Raw genomic sequence first — 15,880 nt, forward strand, 5'->3', positions numbered from 1 at the left:
TCGGCGTAATATCGAATATCAATAAAATGTCCAGTGCTTTTCTCCACCCCGGAGCCGTTGGCGTCGTCTCCTTCCGCCAGGCATTGAACCCACGTCCCTTATGCGGCACCGTGCGGCCAGTTTCGGGCGAATGGAGTTTCGGTATGCGCGGTTTGGCGGCTTTCCTGTTTTCGGTTCTGGCATTGGTCTGGGCGGGGGCGGCAGCAGCTGACGGCGCCAAGAGCTGGAGCGAGGCGACGAGCGGCCTGACACGCGCCGACGGTTTCCTGCCGATCTATGCCGATGCCAAGGGCGGTCGCATCCTCGCGGCCTTCCCGAAGCCGGATGAGGACGGCGTCTCGCTGCGCGCGATCCAGTCGACGGGGCTGACGGCCGGGCTTGGTTCCAATCCCATCGGCCTCGACAGGGGCCTGTTCGATGGCGGATCGCTGGTCGCTTTTCGCCGCGTGGGCAAGAAGCTCATCGTGGAGCAGGAGAACTGGAGTTACATCGCCAGCGCCGACAATCCGCTGGAGAAGAAGGCCGTGCGCCAATCCTTTGCCAGCTCTTTCCTCTGGTCAGGTGACGTGATCGCAGAGAGCAAGAGCGGCGAGCTTCTGGTCGACATGTCCGGTTATCTCACGCGCGATGCGCTGGATGTGAAAGGCGCGCTGAAAAACAATCCGAAGGGCGGGGCGTTCTCGATCGCGGCGGACCGGTCTATGCCGGATGCTTCTGCTGCGCTTGCCTTTCCGGACAATGTCGAGTTTGACGCCTACCTGACCCTGACAAGCGACGATCCGAAAGCCGAAGTTCTGGCCACCGCCGCAGATGGGCGCGCGATTACGCTGGTCCAGCACGTCTCGCTCGTGCGCCTGCCGGACGATGGTTACACGCCGCGCGCCTTCGATGTGCGTAGCGGGACGATCGATGTGCCTTATTATGACTTCTCCGCGCCGCTGGAGGGGCAGGTGCGCAAATCCTACGCCCGCCGGTTCCGGCTGGAGAAGCAGGACCCCACAGCCGCGTCCAGCCCGGCGAAGGAACCCATTGTCTTCTATGTCGACTCCGGCGCGCCGCCCGAGATCCGCGATGCGCTGATTGAAGGAGCATCCTGGTGGGCCGACGCATTTGCGGCAGCTGGTTTCCCGGACTCCTACCGTGTGGAAGTCCTGCCGGAAGGCGTTCATCCACTCGATATCCGTTACAATGTGATCCAGTGGGTGCACAGGCAGACGCGAGGCTGGTCCTATGGCGGGGGTGTCTATGATCCGCGTACGGGTGAAATGCTGAAAGCGAATGTCATCCTCGGCAGCCAGCGCGTGCGTCAGGACCGCATGATCTTCGAAGGGCTCGCCGGCGCCTCGAAAACAGGCACGGGCGAAGTGGACGATCCGGTGCAGGTGGCTCTCTCGCGTATTCGCCAGCTTGCTGCACACGAAGTGGGGCATACGCTGGGCTTTGCACATAATTTCGCGGCCTCCACGAACGACCGCGCCTCGGTGATGGATTATCCCGCACCTTGGGTGAAGGTCAGCGAAAATGGCCAGCTCGACTTTTCGGAAGCCTACGATGTCGGCATCGGCGAATGGGACAAAGTCTCCGCGACCTGGCTCTACGCACAATATCCGGCAGGCGCCGATGAGGATGCCGAAGGCGACAAGCTGCTGCGCGCTGCCTATGGCAGCGGCCTTCGCTTCGTTGACGATCCGGAAGCGCGTGGCACCGGTACAGCGCATCCCTATGGCAGTGTGTGGGACAATGGCGAGGATGCCATTGCCGAACTCTACAATACGCTACGGGTACGGAAGATTGCTTTGGATCGCTTCGGCCTCGACGTGATCGAGCCGGGCGCGGACACGTCCCGCCTGCGCCAGACACTGGTGCCGGTCTATCTCTACCACCGCTATCAGGTGGCCGCGGCGGCAAAATCTGTCGGCGGGTATGAGTTCTACTATTCCCGCCGGGGTGATGGCGACGGCATGGCGCATGCGGTTGCGCCGCAGCGCCAGCGCGCGGCGCTTGAAGCGCTGCTCGTTACGCTGGAGCCGACTGCGCTCGACTTGCCTGACAGCGTGCTGAACCAGCTCACTCCGCCGCTCGCGGCCTTCTCCTACAATACGGGCGGGGCGGAGTATTTCCCCGGTGATACCGGCCCGATGTTCGATCTGCTGGCTGCTGCCGATACGGCGACGCAGACGACCATTGATGCGTTGCTGCACCCGGCCCGCGCGGCGCGACTCGTCGAGACCAGTCGGCGCGATCCGGTGGCATTGTCCTTCGAAGAAGTGCTGGCCGAGCTGGAGCGGGAAGTCTTCACGCCCGCGCAGACCCGGCGTCAGGCAGAGATCCGGCGCCGCCAGCAGGCGCGTTTTGTTTCTTCCCTGATCGCGCTCGCCAGCGACCCGGCAACGTCACCAGGTGTCACCTTGCGGGCCGATGCGTTCCTGAAAGGGATAAGCCAGCGCCTTAAGTCCGCGCGCCGGACAGACCCTGTCGATGCCGCCGCCCGCGAAGACCTGCAGCGCCGCATCGCCGCGCACCTTGAGCGTCCGGCTCCAGCCATCGCCCCCGGCATGACGGAAGTCGATGTTCCGCCCGGCAGCCCCATCGGCGCCGGAGCAGGCGAAACCGGCTGGTTCGACGATCTGGTGTTCGCGCAATAAGCAAGCGGCATCTGGACATACCGGCGGTATGATATTGATCAGCCAAGGAAAACGTTTTCCGGCGCGTCCGCAGGCGGTATAGTGGCACCCAAGATGCCTGAAAAAGGCACATTGGGAGGAAGCCATGCAGATCGAGACCTTGCCCGGCGTGGGCGCGGAAATCATCGGAATTGACCTGAAGAACCTGACGGATGCGGAGTTTGACGCCATCCGGCAGGCCTATGCCGAGCACGGCGTCATCTTCTTCCGCGACCAGGACCTGAGCGAAGACGACCACATCGCCTTCGCCGAACGCTGGGCGCCGATCAATGTGAACCGCTTCTTCGCCGCGCATCCGGACTATCCGCAGATCGCCATGGTCGCCAAGGAAAAGGACCAGAAGGACAATATCGGCGGCGGTTGGCATACGGACCATTCCTATGACCAGGAACCGGCCATGGGCTCCATCCTCGTCGCGCGGGAGCTGCCGGAACGCGGAGGCGACACGATGTTCGCTTCCATGTACCGCGCCTATGAAACGCTGGATGACGCGACGAAGAAGGAAATCGAAGGCCTGCAGGCCGTCCACTCTGCCAAGCACATCTTCGGTTCCAGTGGGGACACCTACTACAATACGACCGATGCGGGCGGGAACCGGATCGGCAATTCCGCCGTTGCCGACTTGCTGGTGGACGTGACCCATCCGGTCGTGATCACGCACCCGTTGAGCGGCAAGAAGGCGCTTTATGTGAATCCTTCCTTCACTGTGAAGATCGTGGGCAAGACGGACGAGCAATCTCAGGCCTTGCTCTCTCGCCTATACGCCCATGCCATGGACAAGGCGCACGCCTATCGCTTCGAGTGGCGGCCGGGCTCGGTCGCGTTCTGGGACAATCGCTCCACCTGGCATTGGGCCTTGAATGATTATCACGGTCACAGGCGCATCATGCACCGCATCACGCTGGAAGGCTGTGCCCTGAACTGAAGGCTTGCGGTGAGGCCGGTCAGATGAACTCGACGCCGGTCTCGCTGCCGCACTCCCAGCGGCGCAGGCAGACCCGCTCGCCTTCGAACAGACAGGAGGTCAGCACGAATTGCTCCGGAAGGTCCACACCTTCGGCCACAGCGATGCGCGCACCGCCGCACGAGATATCGCGGATCTCGCAAGTCACCCATTTTCGCCACCCGATGCGGAGACGTCCGACTGCCTCTACCTGGCAACGGACTTCCCTGCGATCGAGGGCTTCCACCTCAAACGCATACATTCGCCAGACTCCCCCTCTGTGCGAAACGCCACTTAGATGCCAGAATCGGGTTAACAGCGCGCGCGTTTTATTTGTAAAATTTCAGGGTTGAGTGAGGGGTTTTGATGACTGAAGACGTTTCCATCCGGGTCGAAGGCGGCGTAGGCCGTATCACGCTGACCCGGCCATCCGCGCTGCATGCGCTGAACACGCCGATGTGTGCGGCGATCCTCGACGCCCTGAAGGCGTGGGCAGGGGATGATGCCGTAAATCTTGTGGTGATCGATCACCAGGAAGGCACGCGCGGCTTCTGCGCGGGCGGCGATATCCGCATGCTCGCCGAAAGCGGGGCAGGCGATGCGGCCGAGGCGCGGGCGTTCTTCGCCGTCGAATACCGGATGAATGTTGCGCTGGATGAGTTCCCGAAGCCCGTGCTGGCCATCATGGACGGCGTGACCATGGGCGGCGGTGTGGGGCTCTCGGTGCACGGCTCCCACCGGATTGCGACGGAGCGGACGCTGTTCGCCATGCCGGAGACGGGCATTGGCCTGTTCCCGGATGTGGGCGGCGGCTGGTTCCTGCCGCGTCTTGCCGGGGAACTCGGCACATGGCTCGCCCTCACGGGGGACCGTCTGAAGGGCGTGGACGTGGCGGCGGCGCGTGTGGCGACGCATTTCCTTCCGTCCGAACTCGTGCCCAACCTGATGAAGCAGATCGCCTCGGCGGACTTCTCGGTCGGCGCGGCAGAGATGCTGAACGAGATCCTGCGCACGCTGACCCATTCCATCCCGGCCGGCAGTTTTGAAGAGCACCGCACTGTCATCGACACATGCTTTGCCTTCGACACCGCGGAAGAGATCGTCGCGGCGCTGGAGGCCGATGGCAGCGATTGGGCGCTCGCCCAAGTGAAGACGCTGCGGTCGAAGTCTCCCGAAACGATCAAGGTTGCCTTGCGCCAGTTGCGTGAAGGCAGACGCTGCAAGACCTTCCGCGAGAACATGCAGATGGAATACCGGATCGGCTGGCGGAAGGTGCAGAGCCACGACTTCCAGGAAGGCGTGCGAGCGGTGATCATCGACAAGGACAATGCGCCCGCATGGTCACCTGAGACGATAGAAGGCGTCACGTCTGAAATGGTCGGCAAGTATTTTGAGCCGCTGGGTGAGGACGAACTGACGTTCTGAGTCCTCGCCAAAGCACTGGACAAACCGGTCAAGTATTCCCGATAGTCTTCGGGGCACAATATTTGGGGCAGGGCAAATGCGTGGACAGGTTCTGAAAGCAGATGGCGCAGACGGGCCAGGGCTTATCCTTGGCGACGATGGTGTCCGCTATAATTATGAACAGGCGCAGGTGCGGGGCGGCAGTTCCCTGGCCTCCGGTCAGAAGGTGGATTTCATCGGCCTCGGCGATGAAGCACGGGACATCTATGCGCTCGGCCCCGCGCCGCAGGCCGCTGCACCAGCGCCAGCGCCTATGCCATCCGTCGCTGCAGCGCCTGTGGAGACGATCCAGCCGCCATATCCTCAAGTTCAGGCGCCACGGCAGGCCTATGGCAGCAAGCCGCCCGCCGTGCCGGGCGATGGCGTCTGGACCTATTTCATCCGCAGCATCACGAAGAACTATTTCAAGTTCACCGGCCGCGCCCGGCGTCAGGAATACTGGGGCTATACGCTTTTCAACGTACTGGCCTATATCGCGGTGTTCATTCTGGACATCATTCTGAGCGCCATCATCTATGGCGGCGGTGACTTCATTCCCTTGCTCACGCTGCTCTGGTTCCTGTTCCAGATCATCCCGTCCATTGCGGTGACGGTGCGGCGGCTGCATGACCAGGACCTTTCCGGCTGGCTCTACCTGATCACCTGGGTGCCCTATATCGGCTGGCTGGTGATCTTTGTCTTTATGCTGATCGACTCTCGTCCGGAGTCGAATGTCCACGGACCGAGCCCGAAATACGACCCGGCCGCTTCAGCCTTCAACTGAGCCAGACTGAAAAGACGAATGCACGCGCACATAGCCTGCGCGGGAGGAATTCGTGAATCAGAAGTAAAATTGTTTCGTAAAAGTAACGGTTAATCAAAACCGGCGAATATTAACTAACGACTTGCTCAATACCAACATGCTTATCAGTTTATTAGGATAGCTCGTGTAGTTCTGTTCAAACTACAACAAAAGTTGAGTGGTGGTTGAAATGATGATTGCTGAAATGCAGGAAACTGCAGAACTGAGCCTGGGCGAGTCTTTCCTGAAGTCTCTCTCTCTTCTTGAACAAGCGCACCGTCGTCTTCACGATGTTGTCAAAGACGATCTGGAACGTGGCGGCGAGCGTTCGCTGACGGGTGTCCAGGCGCTTCTGATCTACGAAATTGGCGAAGGGGAAGCTCCGGCTTCGGTCCTGCGTGCTCGCGGCGCTTTTGCCGGCACCAGCCTGTCCTACAACGTCAAGAAGCTGCAGGAAGGCGGTTATCTCATCCAGACGCGTTCGGAAGACGACAAGCGCACCGTGACGCTTCGCCTGACCGAACGTGGCATGAAAGTCCGTGCCCGCGTTGCCAAGCTTTTCGAAAAGCAGGCCAATGCACTTGAGCCGACGGCCAGCGTGCGTCCTGACGACCTCTCGCAGCTGAACAAGACCATCACGCGCCTTGAGCGCTTCTGGTCCGACCAGATCCGTTTCCGCCTCTAAGAAGCGGTCCGGTAAATACCCCTGGGAGAAAGCCCCCGCCTCGTGCGGGGGTTTTTGTTTTTGGGAGATGCAGAATTCTTCTTGACCTGAACCTAGGTTGAGGTCCGACAAGGCGGCCCTGACATTCACAGGGAAACACTGCCATGACCCTCGAGCAGGCAATCATCCGTATCGCGCGGCCTACGGACAATCTGGATGCACTGATGCCCTTCTATCGTGATGGGCTGGGGTTCCACGAACTCGGCTCTTTCCGCGATCCGGACTTCGATGGCGTGATGCTCGGCCATCCGGAGGCGCCCTACCATCTGGAGTTTACGGTCGCGCATGGCCACATTGCGGGCCGCGCGCCGACCGAGGACAATCTCCTTGTCTTCTACCTGCCACAGCGCAACCGGTTCGACGCGGTCTACCGTCGCCTGCGCGCGACCGGGTTCGAGCCGGTGCCGGCCTTCAATCCCTATTGGGACGACAAGGGCGTGACCTTCGAAGACCCGGACGGATACCGGATCGTCCTGCAGAACGCCTCCTGGGACTTATAGCGCGTCAACCCTCAGGAGATTCTGCTGGGCGCTCCCCTCAATCCCCGTTAGACGAGTGTCATGCGGGGATTGAGGGGAATATGCGCCTGCGCGCTCATCATGGCTGGCTCGGCGGAAGCCGGGCCATGGGCGCAGTTGCACGGTGACATCTATGCGCGCGCCAACGTTTCCACCGAAAGGCTGGACGGCGAGAACGGGTGGCGCGGTGATCTCTACGGCGAATATGGTCTCGGCGGTGGATGGATGGTCACGGCCAAGGCGGAAAGCGTGCGCTATGATGGCGGTACGCAGGACAAGGACGCCTACCGCATCTCTGCGCGGCGCCAGCTCTGGGCAAATGACAAGGGTTGGGCGATCGGTGCGGAGGGCGCGGTGCTGCAAGGCGCGACGCTGGCCGGGGTATTCGGTTGTGAAGGTCTTGGAGGTGAGGCGCGTCTCTCCGCCGGGCGCAGCGGCGTCTTCAAGGGCCAGAACTATTATGTCTTCGCGGATGCCGCTTGGATCCATCAGGAAGGCGGCTGCGACCGGCAGCGGTTCGAGTTCGGTTACGGATCAGACCTTGGCGCGAACTTCTTCACCACACAGCAGCTTTGGCTGGAATACGGCCGCCAGTCAGCGGACTCGATCAAGACCGAGACCCAGATCGGCTACCACTTCCCTGCTGCGGATGTGTCGGTAGGGTACCGGGAGGAGCTCGGCGGCGAGTTCGACGAGCAGGCTGTGCTGCTCGCCGTAACCATTCGCCGCTGATCGCCGGAAGGCTTACTCGCCCGTATAGCCCGTTTCGGTCATCAGGTAGGCGATGACAGCCGTGCGGTCGTCGGGGCGGCGGACACCGGCAAAGGTCATCCGGTTGCCTTTCAGGAAGGTCTGCGGATTTTCCAGCCAGTGGTCGACCTTGTCAGGCGTCCAGATGAAGTCGGCTTCCTGCAGGGCTGGCGAATACGCAAAGCCTTCGGACGTGCCGGCCTCTCGGCCAAAAATGCCGTAGAGGTTCGGGCCGACCAGGGCGCCGGCGCCTTCAGCCGTGGTGTGGCAGGACTGGCAGAGTTTGAACGTACGGCGGCCGCGTGCATAGTCTGCGGTGTTGTAAGGCGCAGGGAGGCTTGCGAACTCCGGCGAGCCTTCGCTTGCGGAGGCGTCTGCGGCTGGCGCGGCGGCCGGCTCGACAGGCGTTTCGGCGGCTGGTGCTTCGGCTTCCGGAGTGGCCTCAGGGGCAGCTTCCGGCGCCGGCGTTGCGGCCGGTGTTTCAGCGGCAGGCGCCGCAGGTGCGGAACTGTCACCAGAGCCGCCGCAGGCTGCGGTCATGCCGGCGAGAACGATGAGAGAAGCGGAAACGAGAGAAAGTCGCATAGAATCAAGGCCCCAGACTGTGAATTCATGCGCATACTGGTCCTTCTCGCCTGACAATGCAAACGAGGACAACAGGGGGGTGAAATGTCCGAAAAAGTGTTTGAAAACAGAGCGTAACAACAGTTGAACGGTCCTGCGGAAGGCCGTATTCGTGGGGAAAATCCCTCGTCACCGCACTGATTTCATACAGTTTTTGGCTTATTGCCGCAGGGATGGGCAGGGCGCGCACCTGCCGCGTGCCGGGGGACAAAACCGGCCCGGCACGGTAAGCTGCAGCATGCCTGATTCCGTGCGCCCCCGTCCCCAGATCCGCAAGCTGCCGCCCGATGTCGTGAACCGGATTGCAGCCGGTGAAGTGGTTGAACGCCCTGCGGCGGCCGTGAAGGAACTTGCCGAGAATGCGCTCGACGCGGGCGCCACGCGCATCGCCGTCGCCATCGAGGCGGGCGGCCTGAAGCGGATCACGATTGAAGACGACGGCTGCGGCATGAGCGCGGACGATCTGCTGCTCGCGCTGGACCGTCACGCCACCTCCAAACTGACGCCCGGCAATGATGGCCGAGTGGACCTTCTGAACATTCACACGATGGGCTTTCGCGGCGAAGCATTGCCGTCCATCGCCTCGGTCAGCCGCATGACGATCACGTCGCGCGCGGCGGGCGAAGAGGCGGCGGAAGTCTTCATCGAGGCGGGCCGCATCGAGGGCCCCCGGCCCGCCGCCTTTACCGGGCGCGGCGAGACCGGCACGCGGATCGAAGTGCGCGACCTGTTTCACGCAACGCCCGCCCGCCTCAAATTCATGAAGGGTGAGCGGTCGGAGACCATGGCCGTGACGGATGTCGTCAAACGTCTCGCCATGGCCAATCCCCACGTTTCCTTCAGCCTGGAAAGCAATGGCCGCAATCTGCTGCGCTATGCAGCGGAGGCCGAGGGTGAAGCCGGGCGCCTTGCCCGTCTCGGCGCCATCATGGGGCGGGACTTCCGCGAAAATGCCGTGCCGATCGAGGCGGAACGCGAAGGCGTGACGCTGAAGGGGTTTGCCGGCCTGCCGACGCTGAACCGCGGCAATGCGCAGATGCAGTTCCTGTTCGTCAATGGCCGTCCGGTGAAGGACCGGATGCTGAATGGCGTCATCCGAGCGGCCTATCAGGATTTCCTGGCACGCGACCGCCACCCGTTGGCGGCGCTGTTCGTGGAGCTGGATCCTGAATACGTGGACGTGAACGTGCACCCGGCCAAGACGGAAGTCCGCTTCCGGGATGCCGGGAATGTGCGTGGCCTGATGATTGGCGCGCTGCGGCACTCGCTGGCGGACGCCGGACACCGCGCATCGACCACGGTGGCTGGCTATGCCCTCGGCAAGGCGCGTCCGGAAGGTGCGCCGACGGGCGCGCTGTTCGCTTCGCGGCCTGCCTACAACCCCGCCAGTATTTCGCCGGTTCGCCCGCCATCGAGCTATGAGCCCGCGCCACCGCCGGGTGGCTGGGCGGAGTCCGCAGCGCCTTACACGCCAGATGCACATGAGCGCGATGTGGCGCCGAGCGCACGTGTCGAGCCGGAAACACCGGCCACGGACGACTTCCCTCTTGGCGTTGCCCGCGCGCAATTGCACGAGACCTATGTCATCACCCAGACGCGCGACGGCATCGTCATTGTCGACCAGCACGCCGCTCATGAGCGCCTCGTCTATGAGGACATGAAGCGCCAGATGGCAGCCGGTGGTGTAAAGCGGCAGGCGCTGCTGATCCCGGACATTGTGGAGCTCACCGAGGATGAGGCCGCTCGCGTGGTGGAGCGTGCGGAGGAACTGGCAGAGCTCGGCCTCGAAATCGAACCCTTCGGTTCCGGTGCTGTCTGTGTGCGCGCGACCCCCGCCCTTTTCGGGGAGATGGATGCGGCTGGCCTGATCCGCGACCTTGCCGACGACTTCGCCGAATACGATGCGGGCCTCGCCCTGAAGGAGCGGTTCGAAGAGGTCATGGGTAACATGGCCTGTCGCGGCTCTGTCCGTTCCGGCCGGCGCCTGAATGGCGAGGAAATGAACGCGCTGCTCCGCCAGATGGAGGCGACGCCCCATTCCGGCCAGTGCAATCACGGCCGTCCGACCTATGTGGAGCTGAAGCTCGCCGACATCGAAAAGCTGTTCGGACGCCGCTGAGACATGCCTGCTTTCGAAGCCCTGATTTTCGACTGCGATGGCGTACTGGTCGACTCCGAAGTCATCGCCATCCAGTGCGAGCGGGAGATGCTTGCGCAATGGGGGCTGGAGTATGAGTTCGAGGCGTTCGTCCAGCGCTTCGTCGGTCTGCACAATCGTGACTTCCACATCGCCCTGGCCGCCGATGCCAAAGCGGCTGGCCTGACCCTGCCTGATGATTTCGGGACGGCGTTGCACGCCAATAACTGGAAGCGCTATGAAACCGACCTGACCGCCATTGAAGGCGTCATGGACGTGGTCGCGGCATTCTCCGGCAAGATCGCTGTCGGGTCATCTTCCGAAGCTGAAAAGCTGGTGCGCAAGCTGCAACTGACCGGCCTGCATGAGACCTTCGCCCCACATGTCTATTCGTCAGACCTCGTCGCAAATGGAAAGCCTGCGCCGGACCTGTTCCTGCTGGCAGCAGACCGTATCGGTGCGCGCCCCGAAAACTGCCTTGTCATCGAAGACAGCGTGAACGGCGTGAAGGCGGCGCGGGCCGCAGGCATGACGGCCTGGGGCTTTACCGGCGGCGGCCATGCAGATGCGGGACTGGCCAGTCGGCTCGCACATGCCGGTGCGCACGATGTGTTTGCCTCGCATCAGGAGATTTCTGCTGCGCTGAGCGGTTAGTTGTCCGGCCTGACCGGGGAATAGATTTCCGGCGTGCAGGTGCCCTCGGTGATGCGTTCACGCTGAAGAGTCAGCGTGTCGCCCACTTCCGGCAGCGTACCGAGATAGCTGGCCTGGACCCAGAACTCCCCCTCTTCCCCCGTCAGAAGAGCACCGTCTTCATCGACTTCCGTGACCGTGCCTGTGACGATTGACGTCTCGTAGCTGCAAGGGCCGCCGGTGATCGGGCCGGGGCCAATCGGGCCACAGGCGGAAAGGGTGCCGAGAAAGGCCAGGCCGGCGAGGGTGCGCTTCGTCATTCGGTCTCTCCCTGGTCAACGCTTTCGATGAAGTCGATCATGGCGGTGAAGTAGCAATCCGGATTGTCGTACTGGGTCAGATGCCCGGCATCGGGGCAGATCGCCAGTTCCGCATTTGGAATCTCGTCTGCCATCTTCGCCATATACGCCGGATCCATCGTGTCTTCCTGCCCGCCGGTGACCAGCGTCGGCACGGTGATCTCGTGCAGGTCGGCCAGCCGGTCCCAGTTCACGAGCGAGCCGCCTGCGCCCATTTCGCTGGGGCCCTGCATGGCCAGGTACTTTTCTCCGTTCATGTGCTCGAACGAGCCGATCACTTCAGGGGGCCACTCCTCCACCGGCCGCCGCAGGATGTGCTCGGTGTAATAGTGGTTCATCAGCAATTCCATGTAGCGCGGATTGTGGAAGTCTCCGGCGGCTTCATAGCCGAGGATTTCTTCCAGCACCGCTGGGTCCATCCGCGGCTGCAGGACGTTTTTCGAATACTCGTTATAGGCCGGGATGCTGGCCATCATGTTCGAGATGATCACGCCCTTCAGGTGATCCTGATGCGCCAATGCATATTCCATGGCGAGCATGCCGCCCCATGACTGGCCGTAGAGATAGAAATTGTCCGCATCGAGGCCGAGGGCTTCGCGCACCTGGTCGACTTCGCTGACGGCGGCTTCGATGGTCCAGAGGTCCGGGTCGTTCGGCTGGTCGGAATGATAGGAGTCGAGTTGGTCGTAATAGAAAAACTCGATCCCGGCCTCCGGGAAGTAGTCCTCGAAAGGCTTGAAGAACTCATACGTCCCGCCCGGGCCGCCATGCAGCAGCAGGACCTTGATGCGCGGATTATCACCGACCTGTTTGGTCCAGACCTTGAAATCGCCCTTGGATGTGGAGATCGGGATCATCCGGACGCCCGCTTCCTCCGGCGCCGTTTCCGGCGTGTCAGCTGCGGGCGTTGCGGTCTCCGCAGGCCCGGTGGGTGGGCTTTCCGGCGGTGCGGCGGGTGTGCATGCCGCGACAATGAGCGCGGAAATAGCGAGTGGCAGAAGCTTGCGCATGGTGGCCCCCTGAGCTTACCTGTTTTCAATGAGCCTATCCCTGATGAGGCGGGCCGTAAAACGAAATCAATGGGTTTCGGACAAGGGAGAGTGTGCCGTGGCTGGCGTTGCATCCGCAATCAATATCGACGACTTGAGAACGTTGGCGAAAAAACGCCTGCCGCGCATGGTGTTTGACTATATCGACGGTGGGGCGGAAGACGAGATCACGCTGCGCCGGGCGGTTGATCGGTATGCCGATTATGAATGGCAGTGGAATTCTCTGGTCGATGTCACAAAGCTGGACCCGTCCACTACGCTGTTCGGCCAGAAGAACCCGATGCCGTTCTTCATTTCGCCAACGGCGGCGTCTCGCCTGTTCTATCCGAAGGTAGGCGAACTCGCCGTCGCTCGCGCGGCGCAGAAGGCCGGCATCGCCTATTCCGCCTCCACGCTCGCCAGCCAGACGCTGGAAGACATCGCCGCCGCCGCGCCGGACGTGCCGAAGATCATCCAGATCTATGTCTGGAGAGACCGGGGCGTCGTGAAGGAGTTCATGGCGCGCGCAAAGGCGGCGGGCTTTGTCGGCTGTGTGCTGACGGTCGATGCGGCGGTGGCGGGTTATCGGGAGCGTGACCCACGCAACGGGTTTTCCATCCCGCCGAAAATCAATTCAAAGACCGCGACGCAGGCGCTGGCCAAGCCCGGTTATCTCTGGGACATGCTCTCCAGTTCAAGGATCGGCCCGGCCAACTTCGCGCAGCAGAAAGGCGGCGGCGATGTCATGGGTACGATCAACAATCTTTTCGATCGCAGCATGGCCTGGAAAGACGCCGAATGGATGGCCAATGAATGGGGCGGTCCGTTCGCTGTTAAAGGCATCTCGACGGCCGAAGACGCGGTGCGCGCGGTGGAGCATGGCGCCAGCGCTGTCTGGTTGTCGAACCATGGCGGGCGCCAGATCGACACGTCTGTGCCGGTGATCGATCTCATCCCCGAAGTGCGTGAAGCGATCGATCCGAAGATCGAACTGATCGCCGATGGCGGTGTGCGCCGGGGCAGCCATGCGCTGAAACTGATTGCGCGCGGCGCGACCAGCGTGGCCGTCGGGCGGGCCTATCTCTACGGGCTGGCCGCGGGCGGCGAAGCAGGTGTGGCCCGCGCCATCCGGATCCTGAAGGATGATGTCGAGCGCGGCCTCGGCCTGCTTGGCGTGCCGCGCCTTGCGGACCTGGATGAAACGCTGCTGCGCCTCAGACGCTGACGACGCGGTTCGGGTTCATGATGCCTTTGGGGTCCAGCGCCTTCTTGATGGCGCGCATCGTATCCGTCGCGGCCTGCGGGCGCAATTTCGCCAGCTCATCCCGCTTCAGGCGGCCGACACCATGTTCGGCGGAGATCGAACCATCGAACTCCATCACCGTGTCATAGATGATCCGCGTCAGCGCCTCGAAGTTTTCCTTCAGGCCGGTCTTCCCCGGAGCTTCGATCACGGAGTAATGCAAATTGCCGTCGCCGACATGACCGAAGATGACGAAGTCCGCCGATGGCAGCTTGTCCACGATGCGGGCATTGCAGGTGTCCATGAAGGCGGGGATCTTGCTGACCGGCACGGAAATGTCCTGGTTCAGCGAATTGCCATAGGCGCGCTTCGACAGCGGGATCGTCTCGCGCACCATCCACATGGCCTTTGCCTGGGCAAGGCTCTCGGCGAGGGCCGCGTCCTGGATCAGGCCTTTTTCGAAGGCTGTTTCCAGCGCCGTCTCCAGCGTCTTGCGCGCCATCGCCTCGTCCGAGAAGGACACTTCCATCAGCACCCGCCAGGCGAGGTTTGACGGCAGCGGGTCGCGTGTGCCTTCGATGTCGGCCAGCACCATCTCGACCGCATTGGCCGGGATCATCTCGAAACTGGTAACTGTGTCGCCCGCCATCTCGCGGACATGGGCGAGCAGCGCGATCACGTCCTGCGTGGACTCCACGGTCACCCAAGCCGTGGCGCGCTGCACCTTCGGGAACATTTTGAGTGTCGCAGCGGTGACGAGGCCCAACGTGCCTTCGGCGCCTGCGAAGAGGTGCTTCAGGTCGTACCCCGTATTGTTCTTGCGCAAGCCAGACAGGCCATTCCAGATCTCGCCGGACGGCAGCACGACTTCCATGCCCAGCAGCAGGTCACGCATCATGCCATAGCGCAGCACGGCGACGCCGCCGGCATTGGTGGAGATCAGGCCGCCAATCGTGGCCGTTCCTTCGGAGCCAAGCGACAGCGGGAACAGCCGGTTCACGTCTTCTGCGGCCTGCTGCGCCGTCACCAGCGGGGCGCCCGCCTCGACCACCATGGAATTGTTGAACACATCGACGCTGCGCATCTTGTTCATGCGGCGCATCGAGACGCAGATCTCGCCATGCGGCACGCCCGCATCGACAAGGCCGGTATTGCCGCCCTGCGGACAGATCGCGACGCCGTGCTGGCTGCACAGCTTCACCAGCGCAGCGGCTTCTTCCGTACTGGCCGGCTTTGCCACGATAGGCGTTTCGCCCTGCAGGAAACCACGCCAGGCCTGCGCGTGTTCGGACAGGACGTCCGGGTCTTCGCTCCAGCCTTGCGGTCCGAGCGTGTCCTTGAGGGCGGCGAGGAAATCTGGGGGCAGCGTCTGGGTCATGGCTCCAGTTTACGCATTTCCGCGGCGAGCGCGAAGCCGCTTTCTGTCGCGTCCAGCGCGTCGATCACTCCGGCGCGGGCGCTGGCCAGTTTGTCCTGGTTCAGCTTGGCGATGCCTTCGAAGCGTTCCGGGCGCAGTTCAAACGCCACGAGGCCGCGATAGAGCGCCTCCAGCCGGGCGGGCGTCATCTTGGCCGTCTTCCAGACCGGCTTCGGTGCGAGGCCTGCTTCGAAATGGTCGGAGATGTCGTCGATCAGCTGGCGCATGGCCTGATCGTCCAGCCGGGTAACCGGGCCAGCCGCCTCGACGGAGATATAGTTCCAGGTCGGAACCTGATCGTCGATGCCGTACCAGTCCGGGGAGACATAGGCGTGCGGTCCGGTGAAGACGACGAGCGCCGGACTGCCGGCCAACAGGGCCTTGGTCACCGGATTGGCGACCGACAGGTGGAAGCGCAGGGACAGGGCCTCCCCTTCCCCGCAGGGGAGAGCAGGGGCGTGCGCGGCAACTGGCTGGCCATCGCTCACCGCACTGATCACCGCGAACGGATGATCGAGGATACGCTGGCGGAGGACGGCAGGGTCTGTGACGTGGAAACGGCGGGCAGGGTGCAT

General features: G+C 62.6%; 16 protein-coding genes. 10 read left to right on the forward strand and 6 right to left on the reverse strand.

All coding sequences use genetic code 11. The features are described 5' to 3' along the window. The first annotated feature begins 143 nt into the window (after positions 1-143). A complete protein-coding gene (locus tag R3C98_RS14690) occupies positions 144-2,645 on the forward strand; it encodes a zinc-dependent metalloprotease (protein WP_371314817.1) in 2,502 nt (833 codons plus the stop codon). A gap of 124 nt (positions 2,646-2,769) precedes the next feature. Next, entirely contained in the window at positions 2,770-3,609 is an 840-nt protein-coding gene (locus R3C98_RS14695) for a TauD/TfdA dioxygenase family protein (RefSeq protein ID WP_371314818.1), read from the forward strand. 19 nt (positions 3,610-3,628) lie between these two features. On the opposite strand, the gene R3C98_RS14700 is transcribed toward R3C98_RS14695, so the two are convergent. Further along, on the reverse strand, positions 3,629-3,889 hold the full coding sequence (locus R3C98_RS14700) for a PilZ domain-containing protein (RefSeq protein WP_371314819.1): 261 nt from the start codon (positions 3,887-3,889) through the stop codon (positions 3,629-3,631). Positions 3,890-3,993: 104 nt separating this feature from the next. Here R3C98_RS14700 and R3C98_RS14705 point away from each other — a divergent pair, with 104 nt between their 5' ends. The 5 genes from R3C98_RS14705 to R3C98_RS14725 all read left to right on the forward strand — a co-directional run bounded on the left by R3C98_RS14705 (position 3,994) and on the right by R3C98_RS14725 (position 7,846). Continuing rightward, the gene (locus R3C98_RS14705) at positions 3,994-5,052 is read left to right on the forward strand and encodes an enoyl-CoA hydratase/isomerase family protein (protein ID WP_371314820.1); all 1,059 of its coding nucleotides are present in this window, start codon (positions 3,994-3,996) and stop codon (positions 5,050-5,052) included. A gap of 76 nt (positions 5,053-5,128) precedes the next feature. Then, on the forward strand, positions 5,129-5,854 hold the full coding sequence (locus tag R3C98_RS14710; RefSeq protein ID WP_371314821.1) for a DUF805 domain-containing protein: 726 nt from the start codon (positions 5,129-5,131) through the stop codon (positions 5,852-5,854). 208 nt (positions 5,855-6,062) lie between these two features. Beyond that, a complete protein-coding gene (locus tag R3C98_RS14715; RefSeq protein WP_371314822.1) occupies positions 6,063-6,557 on the forward strand; it encodes a MarR family winged helix-turn-helix transcriptional regulator in 495 nt (164 codons plus the stop codon). Between the two features lie 143 nt (positions 6,558-6,700). Then, positions 6,701-7,096: a VOC family protein gene (locus R3C98_RS14720; protein WP_371314823.1), complete on the forward strand. Its 396-nt coding sequence runs from the start codon at positions 6,701-6,703 to the stop codon at positions 7,094-7,096. A gap of 99 nt (positions 7,097-7,195) precedes the next feature. Then, positions 7,196-7,846 carry a hypothetical protein gene (locus R3C98_RS14725; protein WP_371314824.1) on the forward strand — a complete coding sequence of 217 codons (651 nt, stop codon included), beginning with the start codon at positions 7,196-7,198 and terminating at the stop codon, positions 7,844-7,846. 12 nt (positions 7,847-7,858) lie between these two features. Here the strand turns inward: R3C98_RS14725 and R3C98_RS14730 are convergent, their stop codons facing one another. Then, the gene (locus R3C98_RS14730; RefSeq protein ID WP_371314825.1) at positions 7,859-8,449 is read right to left on the reverse strand and encodes a cytochrome c family protein; all 591 of its coding nucleotides are present in this window, start codon (positions 8,447-8,449) and stop codon (positions 7,859-7,861) included. A gap of 277 nt (positions 8,450-8,726) precedes the next feature. Between R3C98_RS14730 and mutL the strand changes: the two genes are divergently transcribed. Beyond that, on the forward strand, positions 8,727-10,607 hold the full coding sequence (gene mutL, locus R3C98_RS14735) for a DNA mismatch repair endonuclease MutL (RefSeq protein ID WP_371314826.1): 1,881 nt from the start codon (positions 8,727-8,729) through the stop codon (positions 10,605-10,607). Between the two features lie 3 nt (positions 10,608-10,610). Beyond that, entirely contained in the window at positions 10,611-11,279 is a 669-nt protein-coding gene (locus tag R3C98_RS14740) for an HAD family hydrolase (protein WP_371314827.1), read from the forward strand. On the opposite strand, the gene R3C98_RS14745 is transcribed toward R3C98_RS14740, so the two are convergent. Further along, positions 11,276-11,578 carry a hypothetical protein gene (locus tag R3C98_RS14745; protein WP_371314828.1) on the reverse strand — a complete coding sequence of 101 codons (303 nt, stop codon included), beginning with the start codon at positions 11,576-11,578 and terminating at the stop codon, positions 11,276-11,278. The two genes, R3C98_RS14740 and R3C98_RS14745, sit on opposite strands and share 4 nt — an antisense overlap. Then, positions 11,575-12,627 carry a proline iminopeptidase-family hydrolase gene (locus R3C98_RS14750; protein WP_371314829.1) on the reverse strand — a complete coding sequence of 351 codons (1,053 nt, stop codon included), beginning with the start codon at positions 12,625-12,627 and terminating at the stop codon, positions 11,575-11,577. Before R3C98_RS14750 ends, R3C98_RS14745 begins: the two co-directional genes overlap by 4 nt. A gap of 97 nt (positions 12,628-12,724) precedes the next feature. Here R3C98_RS14750 and R3C98_RS14755 point away from each other — a divergent pair, with 97 nt between their 5' ends. Then, entirely contained in the window at positions 12,725-13,870 is a 1,146-nt protein-coding gene (locus R3C98_RS14755) for an alpha-hydroxy acid oxidase (protein ID WP_371314830.1), read from the forward strand. Here the strand turns inward: R3C98_RS14755 and R3C98_RS14760 are convergent. Together R3C98_RS14760 and R3C98_RS14765 are read right to left on the reverse strand one after the other, a co-directional pair. Then, positions 13,860-15,266 (reverse strand): FAD-binding oxidoreductase, encoded by a 1,407-nt coding sequence (locus tag R3C98_RS14760; RefSeq protein WP_371314831.1) that lies wholly within the window; start codon positions 15,264-15,266, stop codon positions 13,860-13,862. The genes R3C98_RS14755 and R3C98_RS14760 overlap by 11 nt on opposite strands. Beyond that, on the reverse strand, positions 15,263-15,880 hold the full coding sequence (locus tag R3C98_RS14765) for an FMN-binding negative transcriptional regulator (RefSeq protein ID WP_371314832.1): 618 nt from the start codon (positions 15,878-15,880) through the stop codon (positions 15,263-15,265). The genes R3C98_RS14760 and R3C98_RS14765 overlap by 4 nt, the downstream gene beginning before the upstream one ends.

It is taken from the genome of Hyphomonas sp., assembly GCF_041398465.1.
Classification (GTDB): domain Bacteria; phylum Pseudomonadota; class Alphaproteobacteria; order Caulobacterales; family Hyphomonadaceae; genus Hyphomonas.